The organism is Micromonospora sp. NPDC049497, assembly GCF_044465805.1.
Taxonomy (GTDB): domain Bacteria; phylum Actinomycetota; class Actinomycetes; order Mycobacteriales; family Micromonosporaceae; genus Micromonospora.
The window spans coordinates 167,884-180,215 of record NZ_JBITMC010000009.1 but is presented as its reverse complement, the minus strand read 5'-3'; the positions used below and the strand labels follow the sequence as shown (position 1 = coordinate 180,215).

At 75.4% G+C, this 12,332-nt stretch carries 8 protein-coding genes; 4 read left to right on the top strand and 4 right to left on the bottom strand.

What is annotated here, in order from left to right:
* Positions 1 to 26: 26 nt before the first annotated feature.
* From tilS to dacB, 3 genes are read right to left on the bottom strand one after another with little or no spacing between them, the layout of a single operon-like run.
* Positions 27 to 1,019, bottom strand: a complete 993-nt coding sequence (gene tilS / locus ACIBR0_RS15400; RefSeq protein ID WP_396716000.1) for a tRNA lysidine(34) synthetase TilS — start codon at positions 1,017 to 1,019, stop codon at positions 27 to 29.
* Positions 1,020 to 1,029: 10 nt separating this feature from the next.
* Complete coding sequence (locus tag ACIBR0_RS15395; RefSeq protein WP_396715998.1) at positions 1,030 to 2,100, bottom strand: zinc-dependent metalloprotease; 1,071 nt, start codon at positions 2,098 to 2,100, stop codon at positions 1,030 to 1,032.
* 56 nt (positions 2,101 to 2,156) lie between these two features.
* Positions 2,157 to 3,635, bottom strand: coding sequence for a D-alanyl-D-alanine carboxypeptidase/D-alanyl-D-alanine-endopeptidase (dacB, locus tag ACIBR0_RS15390; protein ID WP_396716074.1), 1,479 nt, complete (start codon positions 3,633 to 3,635; stop codon positions 2,157 to 2,159).
* Positions 3,636 to 4,028: 393 nt separating this feature from the next.
* Here dacB and ACIBR0_RS15385 point away from each other — a divergent pair, with 393 nt between their 5' ends.
* Entirely contained in the window at positions 4,029 to 4,535 is a 507-nt protein-coding gene (locus ACIBR0_RS15385) for an inorganic diphosphatase (protein WP_357042220.1), read from the top strand.
* A gap of 33 nt (positions 4,536 to 4,568) precedes the next feature.
* Here ACIBR0_RS15385 and eccD read toward each other — a convergent pair whose 3' ends face one another.
* On the bottom strand, positions 4,569 to 5,969 hold the full coding sequence (gene eccD / locus ACIBR0_RS15380; protein WP_396715996.1) for a type VII secretion integral membrane protein EccD: 1,401 nt from the start codon (positions 5,967 to 5,969) through the stop codon (positions 4,569 to 4,571).
* A 101-nt stretch (positions 5,970 to 6,070) separates the two neighbouring features.
* On the opposite strand from eccD, the gene eccCa reads away from it, so the two are divergent.
* The 3 genes from eccCa (at position 6,071) to ACIBR0_RS15365 (ending at position 12,305) form a co-directional block, all read left to right on the top strand.
* Positions 6,071 to 10,018 carry a type VII secretion protein EccCa gene (eccCa, locus tag ACIBR0_RS15375; protein ID WP_396715994.1) on the top strand — a complete coding sequence of 1,316 codons (3,948 nt, stop codon included), beginning with the start codon at positions 6,071 to 6,073 and terminating at the stop codon, positions 10,016 to 10,018.
* Between the two features lie 74 nt (positions 10,019 to 10,092).
* The gene (gene mycP, locus ACIBR0_RS15370; RefSeq protein ID WP_396715992.1) at positions 10,093 to 11,457 is read left to right on the top strand and encodes a type VII secretion-associated serine protease mycosin; all 1,365 of its coding nucleotides are present in this window, start codon (positions 10,093 to 10,095) and stop codon (positions 11,455 to 11,457) included.
* Between the two features lie 53 nt (positions 11,458 to 11,510).
* The gene (locus ACIBR0_RS15365; protein WP_396715990.1) at positions 11,511 to 12,305 is read left to right on the top strand and encodes a phosphatase PAP2 family protein; all 795 of its coding nucleotides are present in this window, start codon (positions 11,511 to 11,513) and stop codon (positions 12,303 to 12,305) included.
* Positions 12,306 to 12,332 lie beyond the last annotated feature (27 nt).

Genomic DNA, 12,332 nt, shown 5'->3' with positions numbered 1-12,332 from the left:
CCGGGGTGGGGGACGGTCCGGGCGGCTCAGATGGGGCCGACGGCGGTCAGGCGGCCGTCGCGGCGGACCACCCGCCGACCGCCCGGCAGGTACGCCGCCCCCTGGCCGTGCCACCCGCTCACCAGGGCCTCCAGTGCGGTCACGTGCCGGTGCGACAGGGCGGCGGGCGGTGCGCCCAGCTCCCGGGCCCAGGCGTGCAGCACCCGGCTCCGCACGGCGGGCGCCAGACCGGCCAGCGCGGGTACCGCCAGCCCGCCGTCGGGGTGCCGGACCTCGGCCAGGGCGACCCCCGCCAGGTCGTCGAGGGCGGAGTTGTCCGCCGCCACCAGGCGTGCGGTGCGGGCCAGGTTGTCCAGCACCCCCGGCCCGAGCGCGCGGACCAGCGCCGGCAGCACGTCGGCCCGCACCCGCGACCGGGCGTACGACGGATCGGCGTTGTGCGGGTCCTCCCACGGGTCGAGCCCGAGCACCGCACACGCCGTGCGGGTCTGCTCCCGGCTCACGTCCAGCAACGGCCGCAGCAGGGGCACCCCGGGCAGGTCCCGCCGCGCCGGCATCCCGGCCAGGCCCCGTGGGCCGGCGCCGCGTGCGAGGGCGAGCAGCACGGTCTCCGCCTGGTCGTCGCGGGTGTGCCCGGTGAGCAGCGCCGCCGCCCGGTGCCGGCCGGCCACCTCGCCCAGCGCCTGGTAGCGAGCCTCCCGCGCGGCCGCCTCGGGACCACCCGGCCGGCCGCCCACGTCGACGCGGACCACCTCGACCGGAGCCAGGCCCGTCCCGCGCGCCCACGCCGCCACCGCCTCGGCCCGCTCCGCCGAACCCTCCTGTAGCCCGTGGTCGACGGTGACCAGACCGGCGGGACGGCCCAGCCGGGGCGCCACGAACGCGGTCGCCGCGGCCAGCGCCAGCGAGTCGGCGCCACCCGAGCAGGCCACCAGGACCGGGCCGGTTTCCGGCAGGCCGGTCAGGGCTCGCCGGACCGCGACGCGGATCGCGGCCACGGGTGGGGCGAGCGCGGCCACGGTCGTACGGTCAGCCGGCGGCCGGCAGCGGGCCGGCCGGCCCGTGCACCCGGGCCACCCAGGCGTCCGGATCGCCCAGCTCCTCCAGCCGGGGCAGGGTCAGCGGGGACGAGAAGATCCGGTTGAACCCGGGCATGCCCACCCGCTCGACGACACCGTGCACGAACTTGCGGCCCTCGGCGTACTGGCGCATCTTCACGTCGACGCCGAGCAGCCGGCGGATCGCCTTCTCCAGCGGGTTGCCCGTCTCCCGGCGCCGGTTGAACGACGCCCGGATGCGCTCGACGCTCGGGATCACCTGCGGGCCGACGCCGTCCATCACGAACTCGGCGTGCCCCTCCAGCAGGGTCATCAGCGCGGTGAGCCGGTCCAGCACGGCCCGCTGGGCCGGAGTCTGCACGATGTCCAGCACACTGGTGCGGCTCTCCGGGTCCTTCACCGCGTCGGAGAGGGTGGCCACGCCCCGGCGCAGCCGCTCCAGCAGGTGCTCGCCCCCGCTGGAGGAGGCGTCCACGAACGCCTGCACCTCACCCAGGAAGTACGCCCGCATCCACGGCACGGCGGTGAACTGGGTCCGGTGGGTGACCTCGTGCAGGCAGACCCAGAGCCGGAAGTCGCGCGGGTCGGCGCCGAGCTTGCGCTCAACCTCGACGATGTTCGGCGCGACCAGCAGCAACTGCCCCGGGTCGGCGGAGAAGACCTCGTACTGGCCGAGGACCCGGCCGGACAGGTACGCCAGCACGGTGCCGGCCTGCACGCCGGTCACCCGGGAGCCGATCGCCTCGGTCAGCACCCCGGGCTGCCTGTCCTTCGACAGGCGGCCCACCAGCGGCGTGATCACCTCGCGCAGCCCGGCGATGTTGGTCGCCGCCCAGTCCCGCCGGTCGACCACCCGCACCGGCGGGTGGGACACCTGCGACCGCAGCCCGGTGTACTCGGCGACGTGCCCGGCCGCCTCGTCGGTCAACCGCCGCAGGTCGGAGACCACGTCGGTGGCCTCCGCGTACGACACCCGGGGGCCCGACTTTCCCAGCGCCCCCGCGGTCGCGGCGGCCAGATCCCAGTCCACGAACTGCGCCATGCACCCACCGTACCCGCGCGGGAACACCCGAACCCGGGCTCGACGATCGGCCCGGGTCAGCGGCAACCGCAGGTGGTGAGGGTGGCGGTGATGCGGTCCAGGGCGGAGCGGGCGGCGGTCAGGCCGTCCGGGGGCGCGTCGTCGGTGAGGACGGCGAAGCTGAGCAGCCGACCGTCGGCGGTGCTGACCAGGCCGGCGATCGCGTGCACCCGGGACAGCGTCCCGGTCTTGGCGCGAACCAGCCCGGCGCCGACCCGGGCCGGGCCCTCGAAGCGGTCGGTGAGGGTGCCGGACCAGGCGGCCACCGGCAGCGCACCGAAGATCGCGGCGAGGTCCGGCCGGGTGCCGTCACCGGCCAGCGCGAGCACGTCGGTGAGCAACGACGGGCTGATGCGGTTGCTGCGGGACAGGCCGCTGCCGTCGGCCAGCGAGAGCTCGTCGGCCGGCAGCCCCAGCTCGGCCACCACCGCGTCCATCGCCTTCCCGCCGCCGGCGAACGACGCGGGCTCGTCCCGGGCCAGCGCCACCTGCCGGGCGAGCGCCTCGGCGACCAGGTTGTCGCTGTCGCTGATCATGATGTCGACGAGCCGGACCATCGGCAGGGACGACACCACGCCCAGCTCGGTGCCGGGAGCCCCGGCGGTGGCGCCGGCACCGGCGGCGGGCGCCTTCCCCTTGGTGACGGCGTCGGCCGGCACCCCGAGCAGCCGGGCGAAGGAGCGGCCGGCGGCGAGGTCGGGCTGGGACACCCGGTCGGCGGCGTGGTTGCCGTCCTCGTGGTCCTTCTTCGCCTGCGGCACGTCGCTGCGTGCGCCGTCGACCATCAGGGCGGTGACCGCCCCGCCGTACCCGCCGTCGGGGATGTCGGAGTCCCAGCCGGGCTCGTGGACCGGGCCGGAGTAGAGCGTCGAGTCGACGACCACCTTCGTCGGCTTCGTGCCGCCGAGCGCCTTCTTCACCTGCCCGGCCAGGTCGTCCAGCCGGGCCGCACCCGGGTAGAAGCCCTTCTTGTCGACCGCGAGGGTGGGGTCGCCGCCGCCGACGATCACCACCTCGCCGGGAGTCGCACCGGCGACCGCCCGGGTGGGGATGCGGTACCCGGAGCCACGTGCGGCGAGCACCGTGACGGCGGTGACCAGCTTCGTCACCGAGGCGGGCACCGTGCCGGCGTCCTCGCCCCGTCCGTACAGCGACTGGCCGGTGGCGACGTCGACGACCGAGACGTTGACCCGGTCGCCGAGGGCCGGTACGCCGACCAGCGGGCCGAGCGCCGCGCGTACGCCCTGGGCGGTGGGCAGCGGGGCGTTCGGGTCGGCGGCGGCCAGCACCGCGACGGGCGCCGGCTCGGGCTGCCGGGCGGCGGCCTGCGGGGCGCTCGGTTCGTCGCCCAGCCACTCCCCGACCGGGCCGGGACGGACCACGGCCAGCCCGACGGCGGCGAGGACGAGCACGAGCACGGTGGCCAGCACGATCGGCAGGAACCGGCGTCGCCGCGCCGGAGCGGGCGACGCCGAGCCGGCCGGTGGAGCCGAGATGGGCGGCGGGCCGGCGGCCGGGCGGGACGCGGCGGCGGCCCACAGGTCCAGCGGCGCGGGCCGGCCGTGGGCGCCGGACGAACCGTCCCGGGCCGGCACGTCGCCGGCCGGCCAGGAACCGCGGGCGGGGTGGGCGTCGGGCACCGGTACGCGCCCGGTGAAACCGCCGGACCCGGATCCGCCGGGCCGCCGCCCCGCGCCTCCGTCCGGGCTGTAGTGTGAATCTTCCCTCCCCACCGCCCCCTCCTCCCCCCGCGAAAATCTGCTTGGGTGACACTACTTCGGTCCGAACACTATGCGGCGGCCGGAGCGGATGGGTGGCATTGACCTGTCCGGGGAGTGGCGAGCCGCTGGTTACCGTTGGCCAGCGTGGGCAAACGAGGGAGCGTGCAGATGGATTTCGACGTGACGGTTGAGATCCCCAAGGGTCACCGCAACAAGTACGAGGTGGACCACGCGACCGGCCGGATCCGGCTGGACCGCACCCTCTTCACGTCCACGCAGTACCCGGCGGACTACGGCTTCATCGAGGGCACCCTGGGCGAGGACGGCGACCCGCTGGACGCGCTCGTGCTGGTTCCCGAGCCGACCTTCCCGGGCTGCCTGATCCGGTGCCGCACGATCGGCATGTTCCGGATGACCGACGAGAAGGGCGGGGACGACAAGGTCCTCTGCGTGCCCTACGAGGACCCGCGCCAGGAGCACCTGCGCGACATCCACCACCTGGGCGAGTTCGACCGGCTGGAGATCCAGCACTTCTTCGAGGTCTACAAGGATCTGGAGCCGGGCAAGTCGGTCGAGGGCGCGACCTGGGTCGGCCGCCAGGAGGCCGAGGCCGAGATCGTCGCGTCGTACCGGCGCGCCCGGGAGGCCGAGGAGCGCGGCGAGTCCGCGCACTGACACCCGACGACGTCCGACGGGCCCGGGAGCCGCTCAGCCGAGCAGCCCCCGGGCCCGTTCGTACAGGCCGAGCACCGCGCAGGCGACCGGGACCACCGCGACCACCAGGGCGGTGTCGGTGAGGTCGGCCATCCGACCGACGTACGGGGAGACCGGCCGCCGGGCGTACGTGGTGCCGGCCACCACGGTCACCAGGGCCAGCGCCAGCCCGCCCAGCATCAGTGCGAGCAGGCCCGCCGCACCGGAGCGCCCGGCCAGCACCGCGCCGAGGACGGCGAACCCGGTCAGACCGGCGACCACGGTGGGGACCCGGTGCCGGACCGCCACGAAGAGCCGGGAGCGCAGCAGCAGCACCGCGCCCGCGACCGCCACCAGCAACCGGCCGGCCGTCCCTCCGGACAGCCCGAGCACCACGGCGGCGGCCACGGTCAGCACGGCGTGCCCGAGCAGCATCCCGGTGAGCATCTCCTCCGTGCGGGCGACCGCCGCGTAGACCCGGTCGAAGTCGGGCAGGTCGCGGGCGCGGTCCGGGCCGCCGGGCTCACCGCTGGGCAGCGTGATCGGCGGCAGCGGCACCTTGCCGAGCCGGATCGCCAGCAGCGGGATCGCCCCCACCGCGAAGACCAGCACGCAGAGCAGGACCGCCGCGGTGCCGGCCGGGCCCAGCAGCAGCCCGCCGAGCGCCGTGGCCGCGCCGAACAGCCCGGCCACCACGCCGGCCACGAAGACCCGCAGCCGGGTGGCGACACCGACCAGGGTGAGGACCGAGAGCAGCAGCAGCGCCACCGCGCCGGCCAGCAGTTCGGGTGCGCCGAGCCAGCGCAGCCCGGGCAGCGGGCCGACCGGGTCACCGGAGCTGACCACCAGGGCGCCGGCCGCCGCCGCGTACGGCAGGGCGTACCCGCCGAGGGTGGCGGCGGCCGGGCCGTCGCCGTACCCCCGGGAGGCGACCACCGCGGCGAGAGCGAGCAGCAGGGCGACCGCGGCGGCGGCCGACGCGCCGGTCGGGTGCGCGGGCCCGCCGGCCAGGACGGCGAGCAGGCCGACGCCGAGCGGGACGGAGGCGCCCGCCAGGGCGGCGGTCCGGGTGGCCGTCGGCGACCAGGCCCCGCCTCGGCGGCGGGCCCCGTCGGCGATCGCCTCGACCACGTCGTCGTACTCCAGTTCCGGCCACTGCGCGCGGGCCGGGACGAGGTGGAGCACCTCGCCGTCGCGGACGCCCTGGGGCAGGAGCGCCTGGGCGGTCGCCAGCACCGCGCCGTCGGTACGACGCAACACCCAGCCGCCGTGCCGCTCACCGTCGTCGGCGAGGCCCTCGCCGGCGTGCCGGAGCACCTCGGGCAGCAGCTCGGCCAGGGGAACCTGCTCCGGCAGGGCCACGTCCACCCGCCGCTGCGGGCCGCTGATGGTGACCCGGGCCAGCCCGATCGTCATCGACTGATCTCCATATCGAGCACGGTGGGTGGGTGTGCGGACGACAGGACTTTACCTACCATGAGCCAGGCTCGGGTTACCGAGCGCTGTCGGGAGGTCGAGTGTCCACTGTCGTCATCAAGCGACCGCCGCGCCGTCCGGCGCCGGAAATTCCCGTCGGTGAGCTGCCGGTGCAGGCACCGCCGGAGATCCCGCCGGTCGCCGGTGGGCGCTGGCAGCAGATGCTCATGGTGCTGCCGATGCTCGGTGGCACGGTGGCGATGGCGATGATGTTCGGCCGGGGCGGCGGCGCCTACTCGTACGTCGTCGGCGGGATGTTCGGGCTGTCCTCGCTCGCCATGCTGGTCACCTCCTGGGGCAGCGCCTCCGGCACCCCGAAGAAGTCCGAGATGATGGCGGCCCGCCGGGAGTACCTGCGGCACCTCACCGGGCTGCGCCGACGGGTCCGGCAGACCGCCGGGCAGCAGCGCGCCGGGCTGTACTACCGGCACCCGGACCCGGGCCGGCTCTGGTCGACCGTGGACAGCCACCGCGTCTGGGAACGGCGCCCCACCGATCCCGACTTCGCGGTGGTCCGCGTCGGCGTCGGTCCGCAGACCCTCGCCACCCCGCTGGTTCCCCCGGTCACCCGCCCGCTCGAGGAGCTGGAGCCGATGACCGCCGGTGCCCTGCGCCGGTTCCTCGACGCGTACTCGGTGGTGCCCGACCTGCCGGTGGCCCTGTCGCTGCGCAGCTTCGCCCGGGTCTTCGTGCGGGACGCCACCCCCGGGCCCGGCTCGACCGCCGCCCAGGCGCTCGCCCGGGCGATGCTCACCCAGCTCGCCGTCTTCCACGCACCGGACGAGCTGCTGGTGGCGGTCTGCGCCGGGCCGGAACGGCGGGACGCCTGGGAGTGGGTCAAGTGGCTGCCGCACGCCCAGAACCCGGTCCGCACCGACGCCCTCGGGCCGGTCCGGCTGGTCACCAGCTCCGGCGCCGAGCTGGAACGCCTGCTGGACGAGGTGCTGGCCAGCCGGTCCCGGTTCAGCCCGGCCGGCCCGGCCACCGACGGTCCGCACGTGGTGGTGCTGCTCGACGGGGGTGACCTCACCGGCGCCGCCGACCTGAGCGGGGAGAGCGGCATCGACGCCGTCACGGTCATCGACCTGGACACCCCACCGCCACGCCTGCTCGACCGCTTCGCGCTGGTGCTGGAGCTGCGGCACGGCCGGCTGCACTCGTACTCCGCGGAGGGCCACGCCGAGGTCGGTACGCCGGACCGGCTCGACGTGGCCGACGCCGAAGCCGTCGCCCGACGGCTCGCGCCGCTCCGGTTGGCCACCACCGTGCGCGGTTCCGACGCCGCCCCGGGGGCCGACCTCGGCCTGCCCGAGCTGCTGGGCATCGGCGACCCGGAGAACTTCACCGCCGAGCAGGGCTGGGCGCTCCGCTCGCCCCGGGAGCGGCTCCGGGTGCCGATCGGGGTGGGCGCCGACGGCGGCGCCATCGAGCTGGACCTCAAGGAGTCCGCGCAGGACGGAATGGGGCCGCACGGCCTGCTCATCGGCGCGACCGGCTCCGGCAAGTCCGAGCTGCTCCGGACACTGGTGCTCGGGCTGGCCGCGACGCACAGCTCCGAGCAGCTCAACTTCGTGCTGGTCGACTTCAAGGGTGGCGCCACGTTCGCCTCCTTCGACCGGCTGCCGCACACCGCCGCGGTGATCACCAACCTGGCCGACGCGCTGCCGCTGGTCGACCGGATGGTGGACGCGATCAACGGGGAACTGGTCCGCCGACAGGAACTCCTCCGCCGGGCGGGCAACTTCGCCAGCCTCCGCGACTACGAACGGGCCCGGGCCGCCGGCACCCCGCTCGCACCGCTGCCGTCACTGCTGCTCGTCTGCGACGAGTTCTCCGAGCTGCTGTCCGCCAAGCCGGACTTCATCGACCTGTTCGTGCAGATCGGCCGGCTCGGCCGCTCGCTCGGCGTGCACCTCCTGCTGGCCAGCCAGCGCCTGGAGGAGGGGCGCCTACGGGGACTCGACACCCACCTGTCGTACCGGATCGGGTTGCGGACCTTCTCGGCGCTGGAGTCCCGGACGGTGCTCGGGGTACCCGACGCGCACGAGCTGCCCCGCTCCCCGGGCCACGGCTACCTGCGCTTCGGCACCGAGCCGCTGGTGCGTTTCCGGGCCGCCTACGTGTCCGGAACGGTGCGTCGTCGCGGCGTCGCGGCGGGCGCGGGCGACGCCGGCGCGCCGCACCTGTTCACCTTCACCACGCACCACGTGCCGGTGCCCGAGCCGGTCGGGCCACCCGCCCTGCCCCCGGCCGAGGAGGTCGGCGGCACGAACCTGCTGGACCTGATGGTCGGCCGGCTCGCCGGACAGGGCCCGCCCGCGCACCAGGTGTGGCTTCCGCCGCTCGGGCGGGCCCCGGCGCTGGACGAGGTGCTCGGCCCGGTCGGGATCGACCCGGCACGCGGCCTCTGCTTCGGCAACCCGGAGCTGCACGGCGCGCTCGGTGTGCCGGTGGCCGTGGTGGACAAGCCCTTCGAGCAGCGGCGTGACCTGTTCTGGCTGGCCCTCGACGGCGCGGCCGGGCACGTGGCCGTGGTGGGCGCGCCGCAGAGCGGCAAGTCGACCGCGCTGCGGACGCTGGTCTGCGCGCTGGCGCTCACCCACACGCCCACCGAGGTGCAGGTCTACTGCCTGGACTTCGGCGGCGGTGGTCTCGCCGTGCTGCGCGACCTGCCGCACGTGGGTGGGGTCGCCGGCCGCACCGATCCGACGGCGGTCCGCCGTACGGTCGGGGAGATCACGACCCTGCTCGCCGACCGGGAGCAGCGCTTCGCCGACCTGGGCGTGGAGTCGATGGCCACCTGGCGGCAGCGACGTGCCGCCGGTGCCGGCCAACCGGCCGCCGACCCGTTCGGGGACGTGTTCCTCGTGGTGGACGGCTGGGCCACGCTGCGCGGCGAGTACGACGATCTGGAACCGCTGATCACCGACCTCGCCACCCGGGGCCTGTCGTACGGGGTGCACGTGGTGGCGACGGCGGTGCGCTGGCTGGACTTCCGGCCGGCGATCCGCGACCTGTTCGGCTCCCGGCTGGAGCTGCGCCTCGGCGATCCCTCCGACTCGCTGGTCGCCCGGCGGGCCGCGGCGAACGTGCCGGAGAAGACACCCGGCCGGGGCGTCACCGCCGAGAGCCTGCACTTCCTCACCGCGCTGCCGCAGCTCGCGGGCACCGGCGCGGACACCGCCGACCTGGTCAAGCAGGTCGCCGGTGCGTGGCAGGGGCCGACCGCGCCCCCGGTGCGTCTGCTCCCGCCGGTCCTGCCGTACGCCGACCTGGACCTGACCGCGACCACCGGCCTGCGTCTTCCCGTCGGCATCGCCGAGGCGGACCTGCGCCCGGTCGTGCTGGACTTCGCGGCCGAGCCGCACCTCGTGGTCTTCGGGGACGCGGAGTGCGGCAAGTCGTCGTTCCTGCGCGCGTTGGCGACCTCGATCGTCACCCGGTTCACCCCGGAGCAGGCCCGGGTGATCCTGGTCGACTACCGGCGCAGCCTGATGGACACCATCACCACCGACCACCTCATCGGGTACGGCACGGCGGCCAGCCACACCACGGACCTGATCGAGTCCGCCTCCGGCTACCTGCAGGGCCGGCTGCCCGGCCCGGAGGTCACCCCGGCGCAGCTGCGGGATCGGTCCTGGTGGACCGGTCCGGAGCTGTTCGTGCTGGTCGACGACTACGATCTGGTCGCCAGTGGCCCGGCCAACCCGTTGCGCGCGCTGGAGGAACACCTGCCGCACGCCCGGGACGTCGGGCTGCACCTGGTGCTCGCGCGGCGGTCCGGTGGCGCGGGCCGGGCCCAGTACGAACCGATCGTGCAACGGCTGCGGGAGCTGTCGACCGCGGGGCTCGTGATGGCGGGCAACCCGGACGAGGGCGCGCTGGTCGGTCCGGTCCGGCCGGGCCCGCTGCCTCCGGGGCGCGGTCGCCTGGTCACGCGGCGCGAGGGCGTACGGCTCGTGCAGCTGGCCCATCTGCCTCCGGTGTGACCGGTGTTCCGGGAACGACCCGCTGGACGGCCCGGAACCGGTAATCTCCCATCGTCATGTTTGCGTCGCGATGAATGGCTGAAGATGTGACCAGGGTGCGGCACAGCGCTCCGCCGGCCACTCGACGGTTCGCCGTCCGGGCCTTCCTGGGCGTGGCGGCCACTGTCGTGTCCGTCGCCGGCCCGGTCGCCCCGGCGGGGGCCGCGCCCCGGCCGGAGCGGGCCGCCGCGGTCCGTGCGGTCGCCGCCCAGCAGGTCGCGAAGGCCCCGGTGGTCCGTCGGGCACCCGACGGCAGGGAACGCCCCGATCAGGTCCGCGACGAGCAGTGGCAGCTCGACGAGCTACGGGCGGAGACCGCCTGGCGTACGTCCACCGGGCGCGGCGTCGTCGTCGCGGTCATCGACTCCGGTGTGGACGCCGACCACCCGGACCTGGCCGGTCAGGTGCTGCCCGGCGTCGACCTGGTCACGCCCGACGGCGACACGGCGGGAGACCCCGTCGGGCACGGCACCACGGTGGCGGGTCTGATCGCCGGGCGCAACGACGACGAACGCGGAGTCGTCGGGCTGGCGCCCGACGCCCGGATCCTGCCGGTCCGGGTCCTCGACGCGGAGAACCGCTACGACGACGCGTTGATCGTCGCCAAGGGGGTGCGCTGGGCGGTCGACCACGGTGCCCGCGTGATCAACCTGTCCCTCGGCGGCAGCAGCGACAGTCCGGCACTGGCCGCCGCGCTGGACTACGCCTTCGCCCGGGACGTCGTGGTGGTGGCCTGCACCGGAAACCTGGCGACCTCATCGGACAGCAAGGTCTGGTACCCGGCCCGGGAGCCGGGCGTGATCGCGGTGTCCGGCCTGGAACGCAACAGCGAGAACCTGTGGTCGGGCGCGATCACCGGCCGCTCGACGGTGCTCACCGCGCCCGCGACGGGCCTGGTCGGCGCACGCCCGGACCGGGGGTACTGGCGGGTGCAGGGCACCAGTTTCGCGGCACCGCTGGTGGCCGCCACCGCCGCGCTGATCCGGTCCCGCTACCCGGAGATGTCCGCCGGTGACGTGGTCAACCGGCTGCTCGCCACCGCCAAGGACATCGGCCCCACCGGCCGCGACGACCGCTTCGGGTACGGGTTGGTCGACCCGGTCGCCGCCCTGGACGCCGAGGTGCCGACGGTCGGCCGCAACCCCCTCGACGACCAGTCCTCGCCGGGCGTGGTCGGGTTCGGCCCGGCGCCCGGGTCGGCGCAGGCCCAGGGGGCCGGAGCCGACCGGGACGGGCTCGGCCTCTCCGCGCCCCGCCAGCAGACCCGGTGGTCGGCGCAGCCCGCAGGCGCGGAGGACGACAGCACCCCGGAACGCTTCTGGACCGGGATCGCCGTACTGGTGGCCCTGCTCACCGGGGCCGCGCTGGTGGTACGCCGGCTCCGCCTGTGGAGTCGCTGAGGGTTTCCGTGATCCAAGTCTGACGGGGTCACGTCCGGGGTAGAACGGCTCCCATGAGCACGTCCGGTCCGCGTACCCTGCCGCCCGATGCCCGACCCTCCTGGCGGCGGCGTCGCCTCGACCGGGACCACTCCCTCGGCCTGCGGCTCACCCTGGCCTCGGCGGCGGCCTTCCTGGTCCTGGTGCCGTTCTCGCTGTTGGCCCTGCTCGTCCTGGCGCCCTCGTCGCCCCTGCACCGCTGGGACGCGACGGTGACGGACGCGCTGCACGGCTGGGCGCTCGACCGGCCCGGCTGGACCCGGTTCCTGATCGTCTGGACCGACGTGCTCGGCCCGATGCCGCTGCGGGCCGCCGCGCTGGTCCTGGTGATCTGGCTGGTCCGCCGGCAGGCCCGGCGGCTGGCGCTCTGGGTGGCCATCACCATGATCGTGGGTGGCCTGCTCGGCCCGCTGCTGAAACTGCTCGTCGGGCGGCACCGGCCGGACCTGCTCGACCCGGTGGCCCGAGCGGCCGGCTTCGCGTTCCCCTCCGGGCACGCGCTGAACGCCACCCTCGCCGCCGGCGTCCTGGTGATGGTGTTCCTGCCGTACGCGCGCCAGCCGGTGCAGCGTGCCGCACTCTGGGGGGCCGCGCTGGTCCTCGTCGTGCTGACCGGCTTCACCCGGGTGGCCCTCGGGGTGCACTGGACCAGCGACGTGGTAGGCGGGTGGCTGCTCGGCGCCGCCGTGGTCGCCGCGACCACCGCCGCGTTCACCACCTGGCGCCACCACGTCGGCCTGCCCTCCGTCCGGGTCACAAGGGACGGTGTCGACCCCGGGGAGGGGAACGAACCGACGCGTGTCGGCTGAGCGGCGGCTCCGGCGGGAGTGAATCGA

Bases quoted from the DNA above. Each gene is read 5' to 3' on its own strand.
- ACIBR0_RS15395 (WP_396715998.1), bottom strand. From the start codon at position 2,100: ATGGCGCAGTTCGTGGACTGGGATCTGGCCGCCGCGACCGCGGGGGCG.
- ACIBR0_RS15385 (WP_357042220.1), top strand. From the start codon at position 4,029: ATGGATTTCGACGTGACGGTTGAGATCCCCAAGGGTCACCGCAACAAG.
- eccD (WP_396715996.1), bottom strand. From the start codon at position 5,969: ATGACGATCGGGCTGGCCCGGGTCACCATCAGCGGCCCGCAGCGGCGG.
- mycP (WP_396715992.1), top strand. From the start codon at position 10,093: ATGGCTGAAGATGTGACCAGGGTGCGGCACAGCGCTCCGCCGGCCACT.
- ACIBR0_RS15365 (WP_396715990.1), top strand. From the start codon at position 11,511: ATGAGCACGTCCGGTCCGCGTACCCTGCCGCCCGATGCCCGACCCTCC.